We start from the raw sequence: 23,490 nt of genomic DNA on the forward strand, positions 1-23,490 counted from the left end.
CGGGCGGCGCGCCGCGGTGCGCGGGTGATACCTCGGAGCCCCCTGTCGGATTCGAACCGACGACCTTCGCTTTACAAGAGCGGCGCTCTGACCAGCTGAGCTAAGGAGGCCTGCACGCACGCGGGACGTGCGCGCCCGTGCAGTGTACCCAGGTCCGGGGTGCGGGCCGCCGGGAATTTCCGTGAAGTTCACATGGCCTGGAGTACTGACAGATCGGGTGGACGCCAGGTAGCGTCCTGACCCAGTTCACCCTCGTGGACTACACCACCACCTTCCTACAACGGATCGTCCGGCACGTTCCTGCCGGTAGAAGGGGGCCCATTCACCATGGCCACTGTCTCGTTCGACAAGGCGACCCGGATCTACCCGGGTTCCACCAAGCCCGCCGTCGACTCGCTCGACATCGAGATCGCGGACGGCGAGTTCCTCGTCCTGGTCGGCCCGTCCGGCTGCGGCAAGTCCACCTCGCTCCGGATGCTCGCGGGGCTCGAGGACGTCAACGGCGGCGCCATCCGCATCGGCGACCGCGACGTCACCCACCTGCCGCCCAAGGACCGGGACATCGCCATGGTGTTCCAGAACTACGCGCTCTACCCGCACATGACGGTCGCCGACAACATGGGCTTCGCCCTGAAGATCGCCGGCGTCAACAAGGCGGAGATCCGCAAGAAGGTCGAGGAGGCCGCGAAGATCCTCGACCTGACCGAGTACCTGGACCGCAAGCCGAAGGCCCTGTCCGGCGGTCAGCGCCAGCGTGTCGCGATGGGCCGCGCCATCGTGCGTGAGCCGCAGGTCTTCCTCATGGACGAGCCGCTGTCCAACCTGGACGCCAAGCTGCGTGTGTCCACCCGTACGCAGATCGCCTCCCTGCAGCGCCGCCTCGGCATCACCACCGTCTACGTCACCCACGACCAGGTCGAGGCCATGACGATGGGCGACCGCGTGGCCGTGCTCAAGGACGGTCTGCTCCAGCAGGTCGACTCGCCGCGCAACATGTACGACCGTCCGGCCAACCTGTTCGTCGCCGGCTTCATCGGCTCCCCGGCCATGAACCTGGTCGAGGTCCCGATCACCGACGGCGGCGTGAAGTTCGGCAACAGCGTCGTCCCGGTCAACCGCGACGCGCTCAAGGCCGCCGCCGACAAGGGCGACAAGACGGTCACCGTCGGCGTCCGCCCGGAGCACTTCGACATCGTCGAGCAGAACGGCGGCGCCGCCTCGGCCCTGTCGAAGGACACCGAGGACGCCCCGGCCGGCCTCGCGGTCTCCGTGAACGTCGTCGAGGAGCTCGGCGCCGACGGTTACGTCTACGGCACCGCCGAGGTCGGCGGCGAGACCAAGGACCTGGTCGTCCGCGTCGAGGGCCGCCGGGTGCCGGAGAAGGGCGCCACGCTGCACGTCGTGCCGCGGCCGGGCGAGACCCACGTGTTCTCCACCTCCACCGGCGAGCGCCTGACCGACTGACCCGCAAACCCCCGGCCGGGAAAACCACCGGCCGGGGTGAATTCACCCGGGTTGACGAAGAGGGGCCCCGCAGCCTGCCGCGGGGCCCCTCTTCGCTGTCGCCGAATACCCCGGCAGACCGGTCATTTCGAGCGGTGTACGTCAACCCGCCGACCGCGGGGAAGCGCCATCCTGTCCCTCGAAACGGTGACTGAATGTCGCCACATCATTACCGGACGCTACCCTCACTCGCGTGAAGCACTCCACTAACCAACAGACACGACGCGGCCGGGGCCCCGCCCGCCGGGTCGGCCGCAGTCTCGCCCTCGTCCTGCCCGTCGTCCTGGTGCTCTCCGGGACCCTCGCGGTCACCCGAGTCGACTGGTCCGGGAACTCCTCGGACTCGGTGCTCACCGCCTCCGCGGCCACGGACGTCACCACGGGCGCCGCCGCGGCCCACCATGCCCCGCAGGACGTGCTGCGCGACCGCCTCCTCGCCGAGCTCCAGAAGAAGGACCCCGGCACGGTGCTCACCCACCTCCAGCAGGCCGTGACCGAGCGGCCCTCGCTCGCCGGACACTGCGTGGCCATCGCCCGCACGCTCGGCCGCGCCGCGGTGCGCAGGTACGGGCCCTCGCGGGCACAGTCGTACGCCCGGCCGGTGTGCGACACCTCCTTCGCCTCGGGGGTCACCGCCGCGCAGAGCTGAGCGACCGGCCCCGGCCGTCCCTCCTCCGGATCCGCGGGGTCCGGAGGAGGGACACAGCCGGTGGAGGAGGGACACAGCCGGTCGAGGAAGGAAACACCCGGTGGAGGAGGGAAACAGCCGGCCAAGGAACGGCTGCCCGGCCCGGGGCGCGGGCGGGGCGGGCCGTACAGTGCGTTCATGACCGATCCGAACGTCGCCTCCCGCCCCGTTCAAGCCGTCGTCCTGGCCGGGGGCCAGGGCTCCCGGCTGCGCCCCTACACCGACGACCGGCCCAAGCCGATGGTCGAGATCCCCGGTACGGGCACCCCGATCATCGGCCACCAGCTCGCCTGGCTGGCCGAGGAGGGCGTGACGGACGTGGTGGTGAGCTGCGGCCACCTCGCCGACGTCCTGGAGAAGTGGCTGGAGTCCACCGACCTGCCGGTGAACGTGACGACCGTCGTCGAGACGGAGCCGCTGGGACGCGGCGGCGGCCTGAAGTACGCGGCCGCACGCCTGCCCGACCCGGACCGGCCCTGGTACGCCACCAACGGCGACATCTGGACCCGCTTCTCGCTGCGGGACATGGCCGGCTTCCACGCCGAGCGCGACGCGGTCGCGACGCTCGCCCTGGCCCGGCCGCGCCTTCCCTGGGGCGCCGTGAAGACGGACGGGTTCGGGCACATCACCGACTTCATCGAGGCGCCCCCGTCGACCTTCGAGATCAACGCGGGCGTGTACGTCTTCTCCCCCGAGTTCGCCGGGCTGCTCCCGGCGCGCGGCGACCACGAGCGCACCACGTTCCCGCGGCTGGCGCGGGAGCGGCGGCTGGCGGGCTTCCCGATCCCGCACGGCGCCTACTGGCGCGCGATCGACACCGCCAAGGACCTGACCGAGGCCGCGAAGGAGCTGGCCGCTCTGGGGCGGTGACGAGCCGTCCCCGTACCGCGAGACCGTGAAGGGGTCCCCCGCGCGTGACGCGCGGGGGACCCCTTCGGTGTGTGGGCCGGTGATTCAGCCGGTGGGCCTGCCCAGCATGCCGCCCACCGGCTCGGCTACCCCAACAGGCCGCCCACGAGGCCCGGCTGGCCGGTGGAGGAGCCCGAGCCGGCCGAACCGCCGCCCGAGCCGCCGGTCGAACCGCCGGACGCGGTGCCGCTGCCCGTGCTGCCGCCGGAGGTGGGTCCGGAGCTGGTGCTCGGGGCCTGTCCGGCCGGGGCGGGCTGCTGCGGCGGGGCCTGTCCCGCGGTGCCCTGCGTCTGGCTGGGCGAGCCGCCGGTGACCGCGCCCGTCGAGCGCTCCGCGCCCGGGGTGGTCGCGGCGCCGGTGGGGTCAACGCCGGCCGTGGCGCCCTGGGTGGGCCCGTTCGAGGCGGACGGGGACTGCCGGTGCCGCTCGCCGGGCTCCTGCGGGAGCGGGGAGCCGGGCAGCTCGTTGCGCGGGGCCTCGCCGGGTCCGGGGACGACCACCCGGCCGGCGTCGCGGACGGCACTGCCGAGCACCGAGCCGACGAGCAGGGTGAGCCCGGTGACGATCGCGGTGACGAGGGCGCCGCGGCGCAGCACGTAGGCGCGCAGCTCCCAGATGTCGGAGCGGGGCCCGAGCCGGCGCCAGGCGCTGCCCGCGAGGCGGCCGTCGATGGAGTAGACGGGCGCGCCGGCGATGATCAGCGGGGACCAGGCGGCGAGATAGATGATGTCGGGGGCGTCGTAGACGGGGACGGTCTTCCAGCTGACGGTGACGATGAGCGCGGCCGACAGCAGGGCGCCGAAGACGGCGGCGACGCGCTGCCAGCAGCCGAGGACGGTGAGGACTCCGACGAGCACCTGGGCGAAGGCGATGACGAGCCCGGAGCCGACGGGGTGGTGCAGGGCGAACTGGCGCAGCGGCTCGGCGACTTCCCAGGGGTGCAGGCTGTTCAGCCACTTGACCATGGAACCGCGCTTGCCGCCGTCGAAGTAGACGGGGTCGCAGAGCTTGCCCATGCCGGCGTAGACGGAGATGAAGCCGAGGAAGATCCGCAGGGGCAGCAGGACGACGCCGAGGTTCATCCGGCGGCCGGGGAAGTAGGCGTGCCGGGACGGGTCGTCGGCGCGGCGTTTGCCGGGCCGGGCGGCCGGGTCGGTCCCGGCGTCCTCTCCGTCCTCGCCGGTGTCGTCGTAGTCGTCGTAGTCGCCGTACTCGTCGTAGGCGCGGTACTCGCCGGTGTCGTCGTAGGCGCCGTACCCGTCGTCGCCGTAGCGGGGCTCGTCGTACGCGCTGCCCACGGTGCGCATGTTCGGCAGCAGGCGCGTCTGGCCGGGGGCGGGGCCGGGCGTGCGCTGGTGGCCGACGACGGGGGTCTCGACGGTGCGGGTCAGAGCGTCGTCGTCGTAACCGGGGTCGGCCACGACGCGCGGGATGACCTGCGTGGCCCCGGCGTCGCCGGACGGCTGCTCGCCGTGCCGGACGCTGCTGCCCCGCGCGGCCTGCAGCAGGCGGTGGGCGCCGGTGTCGTCGGGGGCGGAACGGCCGCTCCAGACGACGGGACGGCGGCGGGCGGTCGCGCCGGCGGCCGGGACGCGGGCGGTGTCCGCGCCGGCGCTCACCTGCCGTGCGCCCCGCGGGGACAGGGAACGCCGGGACGACGCGCCCAACTGCACGCGGAAGCTCGCATGATTGACGATGACCTGCGCCGGATCGCTCGGCACCTTCACCATGCTCAGCGCGGGAGAGTCGCCGGCCTGCGGCGAGCGGTCCCCCGTGGGTGTGCGGGGTGTTCTGGTGTCCACACTCATCTAACCGAGTGACGTGTGGTTAGGACACTGCCGCGACCGGTCCGAAGTGTCCGGACCGCGTCAAGCTCGCCCAGGACGCCCAGAACACCCCGATCGGGGGATGGCGCCGAACGTCCGTTCAGCTCCGCCGGCGCGCCGCCTCGTACAGCACGATCCCCGCCGCGACACCGGCGTTGAGCGACTCCGCGCCGCCCGGCATCGGGATGCGCACCCGGAAGTCGCAGGTCTCGCCGACCAGGCGGGACAGGCCCTTGCCCTCGCTGCCCACGACGATGACGACCGGGCCCTGCAGGGCGTCCAGCTCACCGAGTTCGGCCTCGCCGTCGGCAGCGAGGCCGACCACCACGAGACCGGCCTTCTTGTACGCCTCCAGCGCGCGCGTGAGGTTGGTGGCGCGGGCGACGGGCGTGCGGGCGGCGGTGCCCGCGGACGTCTTCCAGGCGCCGGCGGTCATGCCGGCCGCCCGCCGCTCCGGCACGACCACGCCGTGGCCGCCGAAGGCGGAGACGGACCGGACCACGGCGCCGAGGTTGCGCGGGTCGGTGACGCCGTCGAGGGCGACGATCAGCGGGTCCTGGTCGTCGTCGTGGGCGGCGGCCACCAGGTCCTCGGGGTGGGCGTACTCGTACGGCGGGACCTGCAGGACCAGGCCCTGGTGGTTGAGCCCGTTGGTCATGCGGTCGAGCTCGGGGCGCGGGGCCTCCATGAGGTTGATGCCGCCGCGGTCGGCGGCGAGCTGCAGCGCCTCGCGGACCCGCTCGTCGTTGTCGATGAACTGCTGGACGTAGAGGGTGTTCGCGGGCACGCCCTCGCGCAGCGCCTCGACGACCGGGTTGCGGCCGACGACCAGCTCGGACGTCCCCTTGCCGCCCCGGCGCTGCGGCTGGCGCCCCTGCGCGCGGCGCGCCTTGGCCTGCGCGGCGCGCTGCTTGGCGTGCCCCTTGCGCATCTCGGCGGGCGGGGTCGGACCCTTGCCCTCCAGGCCCCGGCGCCGCTGGCCGCCGCTGCCGACCTGCGCGCCCTTCTTGCCGGACATGCGGCGGTTGTTCGCGGCCATGACCTACCTGTCTGTCGTGAGAATGTCGTACGTACGTCTATGCAGTGTGCCGCCCGGGAGGCCGGGCGGCACAGTCGATCTCCGGTGCTCCGCGTCAGCGCGGGCCGAGACTCCAGCGCGGGCCCTGCGGGCTGTCCTCGATGGTGAGGCCCGCCTGGCCGAGCTGGTCGCGCAGGGCGTCGGCGGTGGCCCAGTCCTTGCGGGAGCGGGCCGCCTCGCGCTGGTCGAGGACCATGCGGACGAGGCTGTCGACGACGCCGTGCAGGTCCTCGCCGCGGTCGGTCTCGCCGGCCCAGTGCGCGTCGAGGGGGTCCAGGCCGAGGACGCCGAGCATGGCGCGCACCTCGGCGAGGCGGGCCACGGCGGCTTCCTTGTCGTCGGCGGCGAGGGCGGAGTTGCCCTGCCGGACGGTGGTGTGCAGCACGGCGAGGGCCTGCGGCACGCCGAGGTCGTCGTCCATCGCCTCGGCGAAGGCGGGCGGCACGTCGGCGGCCGGTTCGACGGTGCCCGCCTTCTCCACCACGCGCTGGATGAAGCCCTCGATCCGCGCGAACGCCGACTCGGCCTCGCGCAGCGACTCCTCGCTGTACTCGATCATCGAGCGGTAGTGCGGGGTGCCGAGGTAGTAGCGCAGCACGATCGGCCGCCAGGTCTTGACCATCTCGCTGACCAGCACCGAGTTGCCGAGCGACTTGGACATCTTGTCGCCGGCCATGGTCACCCAGGCGTTGTGCAGCCAATACCGGGCGAACTCGTCACCGAACGCCTTGGCCTGCGCGATCTCGTTCTCGTGGTGCGGGAAGATCAGGTCGAGGCCGCCGCCGTGGATGTCGAAGGCCGAGCCGAGGTACTTGTGGGCCATCGCCGAGCACTCCAGGTGCCAGCCGGGGCGTCCGCGGCCCCACGGCGTCGGCCAGTTCGGCTCGCCCGGCTTGGCGGCCTTCCACATGGCGAAGTCCCGCGGGTCCCGCTTGCCGGTCTCGCCCTCCCCGGACGGCTGGAGCAGGTTGTCCAGCTCCTGCCGGGACAGCTCCAGGTAGCCGGGGAAGGAGCGCACGTCGAAGTAGACGTTGCCGTCGGCCTCGTAGGCGTGGCCGCGCTCGATGAGCCGCTGCATCATCTCGACCATCTCGGGCACGTGACCGGTGGCGCGGGGCTCGTACGTCGGCGGGAGGCAGCCGAGGGCGTCGTAGCCGTCGTTGAACGCCCGCTCGTTCTCGTAGCCGATGGACCACCACGGGCGGTCCTGCTCCTGGGCCTTCGCGATGATCTTGTCGTCGATGTCGGTGACGTTGCGGATGAAGGTGACGTCGTAGCCGCGGTACCGGAACCAGCGGCGCATGATGTCGAAGTTGAGGTACGAGCGCACGTGCCCGATGTGCGGCGGTGCCTGCACGGTGGCACCGCACAGGTAGATCGAGACACAGCCCGGCTTGAGCGGGGTGAAGTCGCGGATCTGCCGGGCGTTGGTGTCGTACAGGCGAATAGTCACCACTCCAGGGTAGTGGGCGCAGGACAGTGCCCCACTACCCCTGGCTCAAGCAGCACGCTTTCGTGACCTACGCGGGCGGCTCGGGACGTGCGCGGGCGGCTCGCGACGTGCGCGGGCGCTCAGACGTTGCCGACGACCTTCCGCGGGACGATCCGTACGACGACCCGTTCGGCGTCCTGGGCGGACGCCGGGTTGAACTCGGCGTACTTCTTGCCGGTGTACTTCAGCGAGAGCCGGTCGATGAGCTCCTGCCCGCCCTCGGTGGTCAGCTCCGCCTGGCCTCTGATCTCCGCGTACTCGTACGGGGAGTCGGGGACCTGGACGACGACGCTGACGCGCGGGTCGCGGTCCAGGTTCCGCTTCTTGCGGCGGTCCACGGTCGTGGAGATGAGGAGGTCGTCCCCGTCGCGCGCCACCCAGACGGGGGAGAGCTGGGGGCTGCCGTCGGGCTGGATCGTGCCGACGTTCACGAAGACCGGGCTGTCGAGCAGTTCCTTGAGCCGGTCGGACAGTACGGCTGACATGGGGCACCCTTCCGTGGACCTCGATCGTTTCCCGGTGACGAGTACCCCGTCGGCCGTCAGCTCACCCGTACCACGAGCGCGGTGGCGATCGCCATCAGTCCCTCGCCCCGCCCCGGGAAGCCGAGCCCGTCCGTGGTCGCCCCGGACACCGACACCGGCGCCCCGGCCGCCTCGGAGAGGATCTTCTGGGCCTCCTCGCGCCGCTTGCCGATCTTCGGGCGCGGCCCCACCACCTGTACGGCGACGTTGCCGATCCGGAAGCCCGCCGCGCGCACGATCCGCGCGGCCTCGGTCAGCAGCGTCACCCCGGACGCGCCCGACCACTCGGGGCGCCCGGTGCCGAAGTGCTGCCCCAGGTCACCGAGTCCGGCGGCGGAGAACAGCGCGTTGCAGGCCGCGTGCGCGACGACGTCCGCGTCGGAGTGGCCGGCCAGTCCCGGCCCCTCGCCCTCCCACTTCAGGCCCGCGCACCACAGCTCGCGGCCCTCCTCGAAGGCGTGGATGTCGGTGCCGATGCCGACCTGGGGAAGCGGGATCCCTGGGGTCCCGTCAGAAGAAGCCATCGTTGAGCCTCCTGCGGGCCAGGACCGCCTCCGCGAGGACGAGGTCGAGCGGGCGGGTGACCTTGAAGGCCTCCTCGTGGCCCGGCACGGCCACGACCGTCAGCCCGAGCCGCTCCACCATGCCGGCGTCGTCGGTGACGTCGTCGGTGACCGTCTCGTGCGCGCGGACCAGCGTCGCCCGGTCGAAGCCCTGGGGCGTCTGGACGGCGCGCAGCCGGGCCCGCACCGGGGTGGCCACCACCGGCTCCGGGTCCCCGGGGACGGCGGCCGGCTCGACCTCCTTCACGGTGTCCGCGAGGAGCAGCGCGGGGACGACGGCCGGGGCGCCCGCGCGCACCGTCTCGATCACCGCGTCCACGGTGTCCACCGGCACCAGCGGCCGCGCCGCGTCGTGCACCAGCACGATGTCGTGGCCGGGCGGCAGCGCGTCCAGGCCGAGCTTGACGGACTCCTGGCGGCTGTCCCCTCCGGGGACGACGAGGAAGTCGGTCCGGTCGGGCAGCGCGTGCGCGTCGAGCAGCGACTTGACCTCGGCCACGCCCTCGGGCGGCGCCACGACGACGACCAGGGACACGGCGCGGGAGGCGGCCATGGCGCGCACCGCGTGGATGAGCATGGGGGTGCCGCCCAGCGCGCGGAGCGCCTTGGGCGCGCCCGGACCGAGGCGTACGCCCCGGCCGGCGGCCGGAATCACGGCTGCCGTACGCAGTTCCGTGGGCGAAGGGCGCGAATCGTCAGACATCGGTTCCTGTCAGGTTTGTGTGCTGGCCCGGCTTGGGTATGGCAGGGGAAGTGCCGGGCACGACGCCTTGACCGGACCCTTCCGTGACACCGGTCGAGCCGACTGCCCGGGCCCGGCACACCAGTATCGGGGCACCGAGTATCGGGGGAAGTCATCCCCGAGCAGGTGTACAGACGGCGTCCGCGTAGTACGGAGCGTCCGCGCTACGGACATCCGCGTACGGACATGCCGCAGCGCCCGGCGACGGAAAAGCGTCATCGGGCACCGCGGCATTTCCATGTTCCGAGTGCTGAAGCGGGCTCGCGCCTGCGTCAGTCGTTCAGGACGCGAGAACCTCGTCGAGCAGGGCCTCGGCCTTGTCCTCGTTCGTGTTCTCCGCGAGGGCGAGTTCGCTCACCAGGATCTGGCGGGCCTTGGCGAGCATGCGCTTCTCACCGGCGGAGAGTCCGCGCTCACGCTCACGACGCCACAGGTCACGCACGACTTCCGCGACCTTGATGACATCGCCGGAGGCGAGCTTCTCCAGGTTTGCCTTGTAGCGGCGCGACCAGTTCGTGGGCTCCTCGGCGTACGGCGCGCGCAGCACCTCGAAGACCCGGTCCAGCCCGTCCTGACCGACCACATCACGCACGCCGACGAACTCCGCATTGTCCGCTGGCACACGTACCGTCAGGTCACCCTGGGCGACCTTCAGCACCAAGTAGGTCTTGTCCACGCCTTTGATCTGGCGAGTTTCGATGGCCTCGATCAGCGCGGCCCCGTGATGGGGATAGACCACGGTGTCGCCAACCTTGAACGTCATGTGACAGGTACCCCTTCCGTGGCTATCCAGGGTAACACGGAAACCGCGGGTTCTGAATGGCGTTTCCGCAGGTCAGGGCATATCTCAGGGCTTGACAACAGCAACCGGAACGTGCTGCGCGGGGCCGGCGGGAGAAGGTATTCGCAGGTCGGAGCCGCTGTCCGGGGCAGGTGAAACGCGTACGTTACACGCATCCGGGGGCCCGCCGGAGCGTCCGAACGTCCCCAAATGTCTGGTTCCACACGTGCGACTTCCGCTACTCCGTTCGGCAGACGGGAGTCGGGTACGAGACGTTTCCGGAATTGATCACGGACCCCCGGCCGAGCGGCGTGTGCTCGATTTCCGGGCCGCCCCGCATTCCTTCACGGAAATTTTGCGAGCGGGCTTATGTGAATGCCGTACGGGCGTCACGGCAATGTGACTGGTGAGTCGGATGAGGCAGGTGAGACGCAGGTGAGATCGATGAGCGTTAGGTCCCGCGGAGGGAAGACGGGGCCTTGAGGGAGGGTCGGGTGCGGGCCCCGGGGAACGGCTCGGTAACCTGAGGCCGCTGACAGACACTTAGGGCGGCTTTATGGTCGCCACGCTCGAGTCAAGGAGTTGCCGCCGCCGTGAGCAGCAGCCTTCGACGCGGCGCCCTCGCCGCCTCCGCCATCGCGATCTCGATCGCCTCGCTCGCCGCGTGCGCAGCGGGCAACGACGCCCAGACGCTGCAGATCAAGCCGGACAACGCGGCGACGGCCGTCGGTGACCTCAGGCTCCAGAACGTCCTGATCATCACGCAGCCCGACCGTGAGTCGAAGGGCCCGGCCGTGGTCTCCGCGACCGTGTTCAACACGGGCGACAGCGATCAGACGCTGGACTCCGTCACCTTTCCCGGCACCAGCACGTCCGCCCGGATCACGCCCGCCAAGGGCACCGGTCCGCTGACCGTCCCGGCGCACGGCTCCGTGGTGATCGGCGGCAAGGGCAACGCCTCCGCCGTCCTGGCGAGCGGCCGCGAGGCCCTCAAGGACGGCAACGCGCAGAAGATCACCTTCACCTTCAGCAAGACGGGCGAGATCAGCCTGCGCGCGTTCGTCGTCCCGGCGGAGAGCTACTTCTCCTCCTGGGGCCCGAGCGAGATCCCCTCGGCGACCGCCTCGGCCACCGAGACGCCGTCCGCGTCCGCCTCCGCGTCGGCCTCGGCGAGCGAGTCGCCGTCCGGCGGGGCCACCGCCACCGGCTCGGCCACCGCGAGCGCCACGGCCACGGCCGGCTGAGCAGCCGTACGCCGAAGGGCGGGACCTCCCGGGGAGGTCCCGCCCTTCGGCATGTCCGGCACCGGCCGACGACCTGGTGACACAGGTGACACAGGTGACCGAGGTGTCATGGCGCTGCGGGGTCGGCGGCTCGGCGCCGGCGCTTCGGGTCGGCGGCTTACGGCTCGAACTTGTAGCCGAGACCGCGGACCGTGACCAGGTAGCGCGGCGCGCCCGGGTCCGGCTCGATCTTCGCCCGCAGCCGCTTGACGTGCACGTCGAGGGTCTTGGTGTCACCGACGTAGTCGGCGCCCCACACCCGGTCGATGAGCTGCATACGGGTCAGCACCCGGCCGGCGTTGCGCAGCAGCATCTCCAGCAGGTCGAACTCCTTCAGCGGCAGGTCGACCTTGGAGCCGGAGACCGTCACCACGTGCCGGTCCACGTCCATGCGGACCGGGCCCGCCTCCAGCGCGGCCGGCGTGACCTCCTCCGGCTCGCCCCGGCGGCGCAGCACCGCCCGGATGCGGGCGACCAGTTCCCGCGAGGAGAACGGCTTGGTGACGTAGTCGTCGGCGCCTATCTCCAGGCCGACGACCTTGTCGATCTCGCTGTCCTTGGCCGTCACCATGATCACGGGGACGTTGGAGCGGCCGCGCAGCTGACGGCACACCTCGGTACCGGGCAGACCCGGCAGCATCAGGTCGAGGAGGACGAGGTCGGCGCCGTTGCGCTCGAACTCGTCGAGTCCGTCGGGCCCGGTGGCCGCCACGGCGACCTCGAAGCCCTCCTTGCGGAGCATGTACGACAGGGCGTCGGAGAAGGACTCCTCGTCCTCGACGACGAGCACACGGGTCACGGAAGGACCTCCGGAGCGGGAAGCGGTTCGTACGGGGTGGTGTCAGGAGATACGTCGCGGGACTGCCCGGTCTCGTCATCGTGACCGGGGTGCTCGTGCGCACGGTCGCGGGTCGCGCCCGCCTCCGGCAGTCGCAGGGTGAACGTGGAGCCCTGTCCCTCGGAACTCCACACCGTGACCTCCCCGCCGTGCGAGGCGGCCACGTGCTTGACGATCGCCAGACCCAGGCCGGTGCCTCCGGTGGCACGGGAGCGGGCCGGGTCGACGCGGTAGAAGCGCTCGAAGATGCGCTCCTTGTCCTTGTCGGAGATGCCGATGCCCTGGTCGGTGACGGCGATCTCGATGCTGTCGCCGCCGGGTCCGGTCACCCGGCGGGCGGCGATGCCGACGCGGGTGCGGGCGGGCGAGTAGTTGACGGCGTTCTCGACGAGGTTGCCCAGGGCGGCGGCGAGCTGGCCGCGGTGGCCCCACACGCGCAGGCCGGCCGTGCCGCCGGAGGCCATCGTGATCTGCTTGGCGCCGGCCGCGTGCCGGCAGCGGTCGACGGCCTCGGCGACCAGTTCGTCGACCCGGACCGGCTCGGCGTCCTCGAGGGGGTCGTCGTTCTGCACTCGCGACAGGTCGATGAGCTCCTGCACCAGGTTGGTCAGCCGGGTCGCCTCGATCTGCATGCGGCCGGCGAAGCGCTCCACCGCCTCGGGGTCGTCGGATGCGTCCATCACGGCCTCGGACAGCAGGGAGAGCGCGCCGACCGGCGTCTTGAGCTCATGGCTGACGTTCGCCACGAAGTCACGCCGGACCGCCTCGATGCGGCGGGCCTCGGTGAGGTCCTCGACGAGCAGCAGCACCAGCCGGGAGCCGAGCGGGGCCACCCGCGCGGAGACGGCGAGGGCTTCCCCGCGCCCGGTCCCGCGTCTGGGCAGGTCGAGCTCGACCTGCCGTATCTCACCGTCCCGCCGGGTGTCCCGGGCCATCTGCAGCATGGGCTCGACGGAGAGCCGGCCGCCGCGGACCAGTCCCAGGGCGTACGCCGCCGAACTGGCCTTGACGACGGCGTCCGCCTCGTCGAGGACCACGGCGGACGACCGGAGCACGGACAGGACGGTGTCCACGCCCGGCGGAAGCACCGGGTCGGTGTGCAGAGAGGTGCGGGTGGGGCGTTTCAGCTCCCGCTCGCTCCAGCGGAACGCCAGCATGGCGATCACACCGGTGAGCACACCGGCGATCGCTGCCGCTGCGGCGACCGCCGCGTTCACGTCCATGCGTCCAGGTTAGGCATGGGGTAAGTCATGCCCACAGCCGTCGCGGTGCGACCTCGGACACTCGTCGCCCAGAGTTCACCTTGGAGCCAGGGATGGTTCATTTGGGGTGACGGAAACGGACGCGTACGGGCCGGAACGTGGGAGCGTGGGGTGCGAAGCGCCGGTTTCGCGCCGGCCCCGGCCCCCGGGCAGCCCCCGGATGAACACGTACGAGAGGGAATGCGAAGATGCGGGACGCGTACCACGAGGAACTGGACTCGATCGGCGACGGTCTGGTGGAGATGGCCCGGCTGGTCGGGTCGGCGATCGGGCGCGCCACGACCGCGATCCTCGACGCCGATCTGAAGCTGGCCGAGAGCGTCATCGAGGCCGACAAGAAGGTGGACGAGCTCCACCACGAGCTGGAGGCCCGCGCCATAGCGCTGCTGGCCCGCCAGCAGCCGGTGGCGACGGATCTCCGGATCGTCGTCACCAGCCTGCGGATGTCCGCCGACCTGGAGCGCTCGGGCGACCTCGCCCAGCACGTGGCCAAGCTGGCCCGGCTGCGCTTCCCCGAGCGCGCGGTGCCGCGCGACCTGCACGCCACGATCCTGGAGATGGGCCAGCTCGCGCAGCGCCTGATGGCGAAGGCGGCGGAGTGCATCATCACCAAGGACGTCGACCTGGCGCTGCAGCTGGAGGCGGACGACGACGCGATGGACCTGCTGCACCGCACGCTGTTCCAGCACCTGATCGACGACCGCTGGAAGCACGGCATCGAGACGGCGGTGGACGTCACCCTCCTCGGCCGCTACTACGAGCGGTTCGCCGACCACGCGGTGGCGGTCGCCAAGCGGGTGGTGTTCCTGGTCACCGGCGAGCACGCGGACGAACTGCAGTCGGACGTCCAGCCGGTCACGGGCGGCGAGGGGGCGTAGCCCTTCGGGGGCGCAGGTCATGGGCGCCCCCGCCCGGTTGCCGGTTGCCGGCTGCTCTGACCGGGCGGTGTGCGCCGTTGCCTCCGTGCGCCGTTGATGCGCCCAGGGGGACGGGGATGCAATGGGCAAAGGCACCCGCCTCGAGGAGGACCCATGGCCGAAGCCCCCATCACGCCCGACCCCACGCAGGAGCGCGAGACGGACCAGCCCGCCGAAGCCCGGAGCCTCCCGCTCTTCGGCGCGTGCGGCTGCGGCTCGGGCTGCGGCTGCGGCTGCCAGTCGGGCGGCGCGTGTCAGTGCGGCTGACGACGCCGCACGACACGTAGGACGCGACCAGGGGCCCCGGCACCTGACGGCCGAGGCCCCCTCGCACGCTGTGACCGCCGTCAGAGCGTGAGGCGAACGGCGTTCCCCTGCCCCAGCAGACGGTCGACGTGCTCTTCCCAGTAGCGCGTCAGCGCGGGCACGTACCGCTGCTCGACGGGCCCGCCGGACCGCACGCCCTCCAGCGTCAGCCCGGCGCACTCGGGTCGGCCGGCCGGCCACACGAGGCTGAGCGTCTCGGCGTCGAACGGCTCGGTGGCCGAGTCCACGTCGAACCGCACGAACGGCGCGTCGCCGCCCACGTCGAAGAGGTCCCGGCAGTAGGCGGCGCTGAGATCGGCGCACCCCTCGTCACCACGCACCTGGTCACCAGGCTCGGCGGCCACAACCCGCCTGCGGGCCAGCACCCCCTCGTCCACGTCGGCGACGAACACCGTGTCCCCGACCTGAACGGAACGGTCGAAGACGTACCAACGGTCGGTCCACCGCTCGCCGTCCCGCGCGCACGCGAAAATGTCGTGCATGCCGTAGAACAACCCCAGCTCATCCCTGAGACACCGCACAGCCACGCCCAACTCCCCCTCTGCTCGGCATTCTTGGCCCCGTCCCCGTGCCCCGTGGCCCGCCCCTGTGGGAGAGCGCATGGCGGCTGTCGGCGGCCGTCCCGTCGACGCTCGCTGTGCCGCAGTGCGCGGCGCTGCTTTCCCGGCAGGGTGGCGGCCAACTCGCCCACCGGGGCGACGTCGTGGCAGCCACCGTCCCGGCCGCCCCGGCACCACCACACCGGCGGGTTCGCCGCGTCCATTTCGCCCTGGTACCGGTCCTCAGCGGTACCGGCGGGACGCGGATGCATGCCGATCCTGTGTTCCCGGCAGACCGGCCAGACCTGCCACAGCAGTTCCATGACGGTCTCCTGCGCCGCCTTCGCGACCACCGTCAGGACCGTCGCCGCGTCGTCCGGCTCCGGCGGGTCGCCCTCCTCCAGGTCACACGCGTTCACCGGATTACCCTGCCAACTGCCGTCCGGCATCGCCACGTAGACCTGATCCTCGTCGTCGATCCCGCCCGGTGACGAAGGCCGCCGGGACGGCACGACCATCAGCACCAGCGCGTCCCGGCCCGGCAAGGTCGCCGCCAGGTCCCGGTTGACCACAGCGAGCGCGGCCTCCAGCTTCGGCCAGTCGCCGGGCTCGGCCCGCCTGGGCTCCGGGAAGGGCCGCCGGTCATGACCGTCACCGAGGCCGGCATACGAGAAGTAGTGCACTCAGGCATCGTCCCAGCCGACGCCGCAGGGACACCGGCGGCCCCGGCGGTGGGTCACATGAACCCCATGCCGCGCCAGGGCCTTCGGCTTCTGGCGCGGCATGGGGTCTGCGGAGGAGCAGCGTGGTGCCGGCACAGGGCGCTGCCCTCCCGTCCGGAACGAAAGGGCGCGGAGATCAGCCGACGCAGCCGGGGACCGGTGTCGGGCTGTTGAGGCAGTTGTTCGGCTTGTTGGCGGCCACCAGGCTGGCACGCAGGGTCACGGTGCCGCCGTTGTTGTAGATGCCGCCCGGGTTCGTACCGCTTGCCGAGTTGTTGACGATGGCGCTGGCGGTCACCGTGGCGGTGCCACCGGCGGCAGCGGGTACACCGTTGGCCAGGCCCCCGCCGCCGTTCGGCGCCGTGTTGTTCATGATGCTGGTGCCGCTGACCGTCAGTGTCCCGATGTTGGCGATGCCGCCGCCGACGTTGCCGGCCGTGTTGCCGCTGATCTGGGAGGCGGTGACGGACGCCGTGCTGTCACTGACGACGGCGCCGCCGTTCTGGGTCGCGCTGTTGCCCGTGAAGACGCTGGCGCTGATCTGCGCCTGGGATCCACTGAACACACTGACGCCACCGCCGAAGTCGGCGTGGTTGTTCCTGATCACACTGGCGGCGAGGTTCAGGCTGCCGTTGCCGGTGACGACGATGGCGCCGCCGGCTCCGTTCGCGATCGAGCTGCCCGTGGCGTCACCGTTGCTGAGGACGATCTCTCGGAGGGTCAGGGAGCCGGCGTTGACCGTGAGTATGCGGAACGTCCCCGACACCCGGCTGATGGTGTCGCCATTGCCGTTGATGACGATCGGCGAGGTGATGGCGGGCAGTTCGGCGGTCAGCCGGTACGTGCAGCGGGGCGCCAGGTTGAGGGTGTCGCTGCCGGGGGTGCTGTTGGCCGTGTTGATGGCGGACTTCAGGGCGGCCTCGCTGCACGCCACGGTCAGTGTCGCGGCCGAGGCGACAGGAGCCAGGGCCAGGGGGATGAGCGTTGCGGCGGTGCCTGCGCAGAGCACCTGGGCGGACCGGACGCAGAATTTACGCGTGAACATGCCACTCCTTTGGGGGACGCCTGCCGCGCACGAACAGGCACGAGAAGGCCTCGTGCGGCGCCGCGGCAAAGATGTTGTGCGAAAGGTGCCCGACACGCCGCACAACATCACGAATAACCTCCCGATTTACACCTAATGGCCCCATTCAGTGCGTTCGGGCCGGTGGAGAGGCCGATCCCTGAGCCCCCTGTCGTCATGAACGGCGTTCATGAGCACACCTCCGGCCACACGCCGGGGCCGGCCGCGGCCCGCGCACAGCGGGCGCGGCGGCGCCGCGGCGGCCTCCCGGCGATGCGCCGTACGAGGGATGCGCGCATGACACGGCATCACGTGCCGTGGCCGGCGGTGGGCGGCGTGGGTAACTGGCGGTCCTTGCACCGGAGAAGCCGCTCTTCCGGTACGGACGGCACATGGCGATGCGCCCCGGGCGTGAGTGTCCTCGGGCAGCCGTCGTAGGCAGGCGCGGCGTCGGCCGGTGCCGTCACCGGGCGAACCGATCCGAGGTTCGCCGACCGCTTTGGAGGCTTTGTGCAAGTCTTCCGTGGCCTGCGCTCGTTCTCGGCACTCGCAGCGCTGGGCGTGGCCCTGGCTGTCTTCCCCGCATGGTCCCCCACGCCCGCCGCCGGCGCCGATCTCGAGCGCACGGGGCGGGAGCGGCCGGTCCGGTCACCCGACTCGGGACCCGCGCTGCACCACGACACCTCGCCGCCCTTGCGCACGCTGGCGCAGACGCCCGGCCAGGTTCCGCCCACGCCACCCACCGCCCCTCGCCCCAGAAGGCTGCCGCCTTCCACTCTCCCCGGGCGAGCCGCCCCGGATCCGGTGGTGCAGCGGCACCAGGGCAGCCGGTCCCCGGTCCAGCTGCGCCGCAACTTCGAGGGCATCTCCCAGGGCGGCACCCATCCGCCGGACCCGAACACCTCGGTGGGCACCAGCCAGATCATGCAGGTCACCAACATCGAACTCGCGATCTACTCCAAGAGCGGGAGCACGCTGCTGGGGCCGACCCCGACCAACACCCTGTGGGAGGGCTTCGGGGGACCCTGCGAGACCGGGTTCAACGTGGACCCCGTCGTCCGCTGGGACACCCTCGCCCACCGCTGGGTCTTCACCCAGTTCTCCTACCCGGAGAAGCGGCTGTGCGTGGCCGTCTCCACCACGTCCGACGCGACGGGCTCCTACCACCGCTACGCCTTCGGGTACCAGTACGACCCCGACTACGAGAAGGTCGCGGTGTGGCCCGACGCCTACTACGTGACCATCAACCCTGTCGGTCTCGACATGAAGGAGGCGTGCGCCTGGGACCGCAGCAGGATGCTGCGTGGTCAGGACGCCGACCAGCAGTGCTACTACCTCCCGGTGAACCCCATCCCGCTCGCCTCCGACCTCGACGGCACGAATCCGCCCCCGTTCGGCGAGCCGAACACGCTGGTCACCCTGGGCGACGACGACAGGTCCCTGGACTACTTCCGCTTCCATATCGACTGGAGGAACCAGGCCGCCACCTCCGTGACCGGCCCGAGGAGGTTGAGTGTGGCTCCCTTCACCCGCGCGTGTGAGCGCACCAATGTCAACGGGCGAATGTGCGTCCCGCAGGCCGATACCACGCAGAAGCTGGACTCGCTCTCCCTCTGGCCGATGTACCGGCTCGCCTACCGCAACATCGGCGGCCGCGAGTCGCTGGTGTTCAACCACTCGGTCGACGCGCGCGGCGCCGTGGGCGTGCGCTGGTACGAGTTGCGGCTGCGCAACGGCCGGCCGGTGGTGGAGCAGCAGAGCACCTACGCTCCGGACCCCACCTACCGGTGGATGGGCTCCATCGCCCAGAACCGGGTGGGTGACATCGCGCTGGGTTACTCGCAGTCGTCCTCCCAGGACCATCCCTCGATCCGCGTCACCGGGCGTCTGGCCGGCGACCGGCCGGGCCGGATGACGTTCCGCGAGACCACGGTATGGACCGGCTCGGCCTCCCAGACCGAAGACGACCGCTGGGGCGACTACACCTCCATGGCCATCGACCCGTCGGACGACTGCACCTTCTGGTACACCAACCAGTACCAGGCATCCGAAAGCGCCGATGACTGGCACACCCGGATCGCCTCCTTCCGGCTCTCCGACTGCCGCGACCACCAGCACCGGTCCTGAGCCACGCCATACGGCCGGCGCACCGCCGTTCGCCCTGCGCCCGGACGCCACGCACAGCGCCCGGGCGCACGCCTGTCAGGACCGCCATGCAGACGGTTTTGCCCTCCTCCAGAGCCTGGCCCCGAGAACGGCCTCAGTCAGCGGCGGCAGCCTGCCACTGCGCAGTGATGCATCCCTCTTCCATCTCCCACCATTCCTCGGCCACTCCATGGCTGAGGAGCCTCTGCACCTTGGCGAGATCGGCAGTCGGCGGGACATCCAAGGCCACCATGCCGAACCGCTCTATGCCCTCGCTGCCGACGCCAAGTCTCTGAAACGCGTTGATCACACTCTGCCGTGCAGCTCCCGAGCCGCCGTCACGGAACAAGATGAGGCGAATCGTGCAGTTCTCCGAACGTCGAACCACCTCGCCGGCCCACCGCACGCCTTCGTCATCGGGCTCGGTTGCCACGATGTCCCCGCAGGCGATCCCTCGGACGAACCAGGGGATGTTGTCGAGCCGCGCGGTGCCGTCGCCCTGGTCGACGGCCCACAGACTCTCCACCGACGCCGGAGGCCAGTCATCTTCGACTTCAAGCCGGAAGTGCACCTTCACGTACGGGCCTTCGGGGTTCGTAATGGTGATCAGGATGCACAGTCCTGCCGCACCGGCCGCGGGTGGGTAGGTGACAGGAGACGTCTGCTCGGAGTTGGATTGGGCTCGCCTCTGCCCCAGCCGACGACAGTCGGCCACGACGGCGGGATTGCCGACCGATCAGACGCGCGCGTGCCTCGCTGCGCCCCCCACCGGCCTGCGCCAGACTGCCGGTGTCGTCGAATGATCAGATCCAACGGCCGGAGGGCGTCGACCTCGACGGTGGTGGCGACGGCGCCAGCGGTGCGGCTGGCTGCGGCCTCGGAGGGTGGGACCGCCTCGGATCTTCCAGGATTGACGTTGTATGAGCGGCAGTCCCTGCTTGCAAGAATGGTGCGACTGCAAGCCAGCACGCCGACAGAAATCGAATACTCGGCCATGCGCCCGTGCTAGGAAACTGCTGCCATTCTTAAAGCTGCGTCCGTACTGAAGAACGCCGACTTCCTCACCGGCTTCACCGACGAGTTCTCCTCGGTGGCCGCCTACGAGCGCATCGAGCGTGACGTCCTCCAGCGCCGCCTGCTGCTGGCCCTCTTCGCTCTGGGCACCAACATGGGCATCCGGGCGATCGTGGCGACCGGCGAGCACGGTGAAAGCGAGGCCGCGCTGCGGCACGTGCGTCGGCACTTCATCACCGTCGACAACCTGCGGGCCGCCGTCACCAGGCTCGTGAACGCCACCTTCGCCGCCCGCGACACCGCCTGGTGGGGTCAAGGCACCGCCTGTGCGTCGGACTCGAAGAAGTTCGGGTCCTGGTCCTCGCCGTATGGGTTGACGTTGGACCAGGACAGTGCGGTCAGGCCGCGCCGGTCCTCGGGTGTGAGCGCCTTGACCTGGGGCCGGCCGCGACCGTGCCCCGACCCCGCGCCACGGTCGATACCGCCGAACGATCCGCTGCGGACAAGCGATGACCGCCTTCCAGGACCTCGCCGACCTCCGGTGAAGGAGGCCACGTAATGGGCGCACTCGCTCACGCCGACCGCGAGGACGAGCGGGCGGGTTGCGGCGGTTGTCGCAACCACCCTCCTGTTCTCGCACTGCATCGCCGACCCGCCTGGATGCGCCGCTACTGCCCCACGGTGTAACGCAGCTGCGCGAAGCCGCCGACGGTGGTGGCCGAGTCCAGGCGCAGCGGGACGTCCTGGGTCAGCTCGCCGAAGAGACAATGTCCGGTGTCGACAAGGACCGGGGCGACGCTGATGATGAACGCGTCGACGCGTCCGGCGTGGATGAAGCTCTGGATGAGGCGTCCACCGTCAGGGTAGACGTGCTTGATCCCGCGCTCGTCAAGGTCGGTGACGAGGCCGTCCAAATATGTGGGAGAGAGCACATCGGCCCTGATGGTGCAGAACCAGCAAAGGTTATTCATGCGCGGTGGCCAGGGCGTCTGCTTAGCTTGTAGATCGTTTTTGTCCCGGCCAACTCCCCGAGGCCGTGCTGGCCCGAAAAGAAAGGCACCTGATGGTCAGGCCAACGCTGCCTGTGGAGGTCCCCCCGACGCGCCGTGTCCCTGAGAGCGGATACACGCTGCACGGCCGACGCTACGGGGACCCGTATGTCTGGCTGGAACGGCTCGACGACGACGAGACGGTCGCCTGGATCGCTGCCCAGGAGACGGTCACCCGCACGGTGCTCGACAGCGTCCCTGGACGCGATGGTTTGCGCACGGCCGTCACCCGTTCCGCTCGCTACGCGCGACTGTCCCCTCCGATCCCTGCGGGCCGGGGCGGGCGCACTTTCCTTTGGCAGGCCGGTGCCGATGACGAGAAGTCCGCCCTAGTGATGCACCGTTCGACCGGCGCCCCTTCAGAAACTGTGCTCGACCCGGGCGCTTGGCCGGCCGGCGACGTCCTGGTGTTCGCCGAGCCGTCCCCCGACGGCACCTTGGTGGCATTCGGCCGGGCCAGCGGCAGCACCCACAACGCGGTGATCCATGTCCTTGACGTCGAGACCGGCCAGCTGTTGCCCGACCGACTGCGAGGCACCGACCACGGCTCGGTCGCCTGGCGACCCGATTCGTCCGGGTTCTTCTACACCGCATGCCCAGAGCCCGGCGAGGTCCCGTTTGACGAGGAGGCCTACTGGCACGCCGTCTACGACCACCGGATCGGCTCGGACACCCCGGCCCGCAAGGTCTTCGGGGACGATCGCGACAAGGAACACTGGTGCACCGTGAGCACCAGCGAGTGTGGCCGGTACGCCGTCATCACCGTGTGGGACTTCGTGCACGCCAACGACGTTACCCTGCTGCGCCTGACCGACAACGAAGTGATCCCGGTGGCTACCGGAATGCGGTCGGTCAACCAGGTGCAGGTGATCGACGACTCGGTACTCGTGTGGACCGACCTCGACGCGCCGCGCGGACGCCTGTGCAGGGCTCCCCTCACCGACCCGACCTCATGGCACACGCTCATCCCGGAAAGCCCGGACATCCTGCAGACCGTCACCGGGATCGGGGGCCGCCTCTACGCCGTCTACTCGCACGCCGCCTCGCACAGGGTGGCCGTCCACGCCGAGGACGGCACTCATTTGAGGGACCTGGCGCTCCCGTCCCTCGGCTCGGTCAACCGGAACGAGGGGGAGGGCGTCGTCAGCGGGGTCACCGGCTCCTGGCACGGCGACGACGTGTGGGTGGCCTTCACCTCGTTCGTGCAGCCGCCGTCGGTCTACAAGTACCACTACGCACACGACCGCCTGGAGGCCTACCACGTACCGGACGCTGGCCTCGACCCGGCCGCGTACACCACGCAGCAGGTCTGGTACGAGTCGGCCGACGGCACCCCCGTGTCGATGTTCCTTGTCTACCGCACCGACCTGCCGCGCGACGGACGGCGACCGGTCCGGCTCAGCGGCTACGGAGGCTTCAACATCCCCGTGGAACCGCGCTTCTCAGCCGTCAGCGCCGCCTGGCTCAAGCTCGGCGGAGTGCTGGCCCACGCCAACATACGCGGCGGCGGCGAATACGGCCGCACCTGGCACCAGGCAGCCGTCGGCATGCGCCGGCAGAACGCCTTCGACGACTACATCGCCGCGGCCCGCCATCTGGTCGCCACCGGGTGGACCACCCCCGACAGGATCGCCTCGCGCGGCAACAGCAACGGCGGCCTGATGGTCGCCGTCACCGCACTGCAAGCACCCGATGCGTTCGGCGCCGTCTACTGCCGCGCACCCCTGCTCGACATGCTGCGCTTTCCCACCTTCCCCAACCTCAGTGGCACCACCGTTGAATACGGCTCGCCAGACGACCCCGACGAGTGCGCCTACCTCGCCGCCTACTCGCCCTACCACAACATACGGCCCGACCGCCGCTACCCGGTGATGGCGATCGCGTCAGCACTCAACGATCGCACCGTACCGCCACACGACCCGCTCAAGATGATCGCGGCCCTCCAAGCCGACGCCCCGCAGGGCGGCCCCTACCTGCTGGTACCGCTGCGTGACTCCGGCCATGGCGGAGGAACCACCCTGTCGGCCCTGATCGAGCAGGACGTCGACGAGCTGAGCTTCCTCTGCTGGGCGCTCGGCATCTCAGCGCGGCCGAGATGATCAGTGGCTGATCAGGCGGAGACGGACTCCCTGCCCTCGAAGAACCGGGGGTCCGCCCGCCGTCCCGCTGTTTCATAGGTGGCTGCCGCGCCCGGCCGGGGCCGACGCCGAGCCGGTCGGTCATGT

Annotated in this window: 22 protein-coding genes and 1 tRNA gene; 9 read left to right on the plus strand and 14 right to left on the minus strand. The window is 70.8% G+C overall.

The window, feature by feature from the left end; translation table 11 throughout:
* Positions 1–36 precede the first annotated feature (36 nt).
* Positions 37–110: transfer RNA gene (locus AB0G63_RS05060), tRNA-Thr, on the minus strand.
* 217 nt (positions 111–327) lie between these two features.
* Between AB0G63_RS05060 and ugpC the strand changes: the two genes are divergently transcribed.
* From ugpC to AB0G63_RS05075, 3 genes are all read left to right on the plus strand, one after another.
* Positions 328–1,464: a sn-glycerol-3-phosphate ABC transporter ATP-binding protein UgpC gene (gene ugpC, locus AB0G63_RS05065; protein ID WP_360744394.1), complete on the plus strand. Its 1,137-nt coding sequence runs from the start codon at positions 328–330 to the stop codon at positions 1,462–1,464.
* A gap of 232 nt (positions 1,465–1,696) precedes the next feature.
* Positions 1,697–2,152: a hypothetical protein gene (locus AB0G63_RS05070; protein ID WP_360744397.1), complete on the plus strand. Its 456-nt coding sequence runs from the start codon at positions 1,697–1,699 to the stop codon at positions 2,150–2,152.
* A 177-nt stretch (positions 2,153–2,329) separates the two neighbouring features.
* Entirely contained in the window at positions 2,330–3,061 is a 732-nt protein-coding gene (locus tag AB0G63_RS05075) for a nucleotidyltransferase family protein (RefSeq protein ID WP_360744400.1), read from the plus strand.
* 125 nt (positions 3,062–3,186) lie between these two features.
* Here AB0G63_RS05075 and AB0G63_RS05080 read toward each other — a convergent pair whose 3' ends face one another.
* From AB0G63_RS05080 to AB0G63_RS05110, 7 genes are all read right to left on the minus strand, one after another.
* On the minus strand, positions 3,187–4,908 hold the full coding sequence (locus AB0G63_RS05080; RefSeq protein ID WP_360744402.1) for a DoxX family protein: 1,722 nt from the start codon (positions 4,906–4,908) through the stop codon (positions 3,187–3,189).
* 118 nt (positions 4,909–5,026) lie between these two features.
* Complete coding sequence (gene rlmB / locus AB0G63_RS05085) at positions 5,027–5,965, minus strand: 23S rRNA (guanosine(2251)-2'-O)-methyltransferase RlmB (protein ID WP_360744405.1); 939 nt, start codon at positions 5,963–5,965, stop codon at positions 5,027–5,029.
* A 94-nt stretch (positions 5,966–6,059) separates the two neighbouring features.
* On the minus strand, positions 6,060–7,457 hold the full coding sequence (gene cysS / locus AB0G63_RS05090; RefSeq protein WP_360744408.1) for a cysteine--tRNA ligase: 1,398 nt from the start codon (positions 7,455–7,457) through the stop codon (positions 6,060–6,062).
* Positions 7,458–7,576: 119 nt separating this feature from the next.
* On the minus strand, positions 7,577–7,981 hold the full coding sequence (locus AB0G63_RS05095) for a PPOX class F420-dependent oxidoreductase (RefSeq protein ID WP_360744411.1): 405 nt from the start codon (positions 7,979–7,981) through the stop codon (positions 7,577–7,579).
* Between the two features lie 56 nt (positions 7,982–8,037).
* The gene (ispF, locus tag AB0G63_RS05100) at positions 8,038–8,544 is read right to left on the minus strand and encodes a 2-C-methyl-D-erythritol 2,4-cyclodiphosphate synthase (protein WP_360744414.1); all 507 of its coding nucleotides are present in this window, start codon (positions 8,542–8,544) and stop codon (positions 8,038–8,040) included.
* Positions 8,531–9,286 (minus strand): 2-C-methyl-D-erythritol 4-phosphate cytidylyltransferase, encoded by a 756-nt coding sequence (gene ispD, locus AB0G63_RS05105; protein WP_360744417.1) that lies wholly within the window; start codon positions 9,284–9,286, stop codon positions 8,531–8,533. The genes ispF and ispD overlap by 14 nt, the downstream gene beginning before the upstream one ends.
* A gap of 319 nt (positions 9,287–9,605) precedes the next feature.
* The gene (locus AB0G63_RS05110; RefSeq protein WP_003953493.1) at positions 9,606–10,088 is read right to left on the minus strand and encodes a CarD family transcriptional regulator; all 483 of its coding nucleotides are present in this window, start codon (positions 10,086–10,088) and stop codon (positions 9,606–9,608) included.
* 611 nt (positions 10,089–10,699) lie between these two features.
* Between AB0G63_RS05110 and AB0G63_RS05115 the strand changes: the two genes are divergently transcribed.
* A complete protein-coding gene (locus AB0G63_RS05115) occupies positions 10,700–11,350 on the plus strand; it encodes a DUF461 domain-containing protein (protein WP_360744420.1) in 651 nt (216 codons plus the stop codon).
* Positions 11,351–11,507: 157 nt separating this feature from the next.
* Here AB0G63_RS05115 and AB0G63_RS05120 read toward each other — a convergent pair whose 3' ends face one another.
* Entirely contained in the window at positions 11,508–12,188 is a 681-nt protein-coding gene (locus AB0G63_RS05120; protein ID WP_010358452.1) for a response regulator transcription factor, read from the minus strand.
* Positions 12,185–13,450 carry an ATP-binding protein gene (locus AB0G63_RS05125; protein ID WP_360744423.1) on the minus strand — a complete coding sequence of 422 codons (1,266 nt, stop codon included), beginning with the start codon at positions 13,448–13,450 and terminating at the stop codon, positions 12,185–12,187. Before AB0G63_RS05125 ends, AB0G63_RS05120 begins: the two co-directional genes overlap by 4 nt.
* A 227-nt stretch (positions 13,451–13,677) precedes the next feature.
* Here AB0G63_RS05125 and phoU point away from each other — a divergent pair, with 227 nt between their 5' ends.
* Positions 13,678–14,367, plus strand: a complete 690-nt coding sequence (phoU, locus tag AB0G63_RS05130; RefSeq protein WP_324783519.1) for a phosphate signaling complex protein PhoU — start codon at positions 13,678–13,680, stop codon at positions 14,365–14,367.
* 153 nt (positions 14,368–14,520) lie between these two features.
* Positions 14,521–14,673 (plus strand): hypothetical protein, encoded by a 153-nt coding sequence (locus AB0G63_RS05135; protein WP_360744427.1) that lies wholly within the window; start codon positions 14,521–14,523, stop codon positions 14,671–14,673.
* Positions 14,674–14,753: 80 nt separating this feature from the next.
* Here the strand turns inward: AB0G63_RS05135 and AB0G63_RS05140 are convergent, their stop codons facing one another.
* On the minus strand, positions 14,754–15,215 hold the full coding sequence (locus tag AB0G63_RS05140; RefSeq protein ID WP_360744430.1) for a hypothetical protein: 462 nt from the start codon (positions 15,213–15,215) through the stop codon (positions 14,754–14,756).
* Between the two features lie 915 nt (positions 15,216–16,130).
* Positions 16,131–17,039 carry a hypothetical protein gene (locus AB0G63_RS05145; RefSeq protein WP_360744433.1) on the minus strand — a complete coding sequence of 303 codons (909 nt, stop codon included), beginning with the start codon at positions 17,037–17,039 and terminating at the stop codon, positions 16,131–16,133.
* 825 nt (positions 17,040–17,864) lie between these two features.
* Between AB0G63_RS05145 and AB0G63_RS05150 the strand changes: the two genes are divergently transcribed.
* The gene (locus AB0G63_RS05150; RefSeq protein ID WP_360744436.1) at positions 17,865–19,184 is read left to right on the plus strand and encodes a hypothetical protein; all 1,320 of its coding nucleotides are present in this window, start codon (positions 17,865–17,867) and stop codon (positions 19,182–19,184) included.
* Between the two features lie 133 nt (positions 19,185–19,317).
* On the opposite strand, the gene AB0G63_RS05155 is transcribed toward AB0G63_RS05150, so the two are convergent.
* Positions 19,318–19,803 carry a DUF4265 domain-containing protein gene (locus AB0G63_RS05155; protein WP_360744512.1) on the minus strand — a complete coding sequence of 162 codons (486 nt, stop codon included), beginning with the start codon at positions 19,801–19,803 and terminating at the stop codon, positions 19,318–19,320.
* Positions 19,804–20,244: 441 nt separating this feature from the next.
* On the opposite strand from AB0G63_RS05155, the gene AB0G63_RS05160 reads away from it, so the two are divergent.
* The gene (locus tag AB0G63_RS05160; protein ID WP_360744515.1) at positions 20,245–20,775 is read left to right on the plus strand and encodes a Tn3 family transposase; all 531 of its coding nucleotides are present in this window, start codon (positions 20,245–20,247) and stop codon (positions 20,773–20,775) included.
* Positions 20,776–20,884: 109 nt separating this feature from the next.
* Here the strand turns inward: AB0G63_RS05160 and AB0G63_RS05165 are convergent, their stop codons facing one another.
* Positions 20,885–21,187, minus strand: a complete 303-nt coding sequence (locus AB0G63_RS05165) for a dihydrofolate reductase family protein (RefSeq protein WP_360744439.1) — start codon at positions 21,185–21,187, stop codon at positions 20,885–20,887.
* 92 nt (positions 21,188–21,279) lie between these two features.
* On the opposite strand from AB0G63_RS05165, the gene AB0G63_RS05170 reads away from it, so the two are divergent.
* Entirely contained in the window at positions 21,280–23,364 is a 2,085-nt protein-coding gene (locus AB0G63_RS05170; RefSeq protein WP_360744442.1) for a prolyl oligopeptidase family serine peptidase, read from the plus strand.
* The last annotated feature ends 126 nt before the right edge of the window (positions 23,365–23,490 follow it).

Source organism: Streptomyces sp. NPDC020996, from assembly GCF_040641355.1.
Lineage (GTDB): Bacteria > Actinomycetota > Actinomycetes > Streptomycetales > Streptomycetaceae > Streptomyces.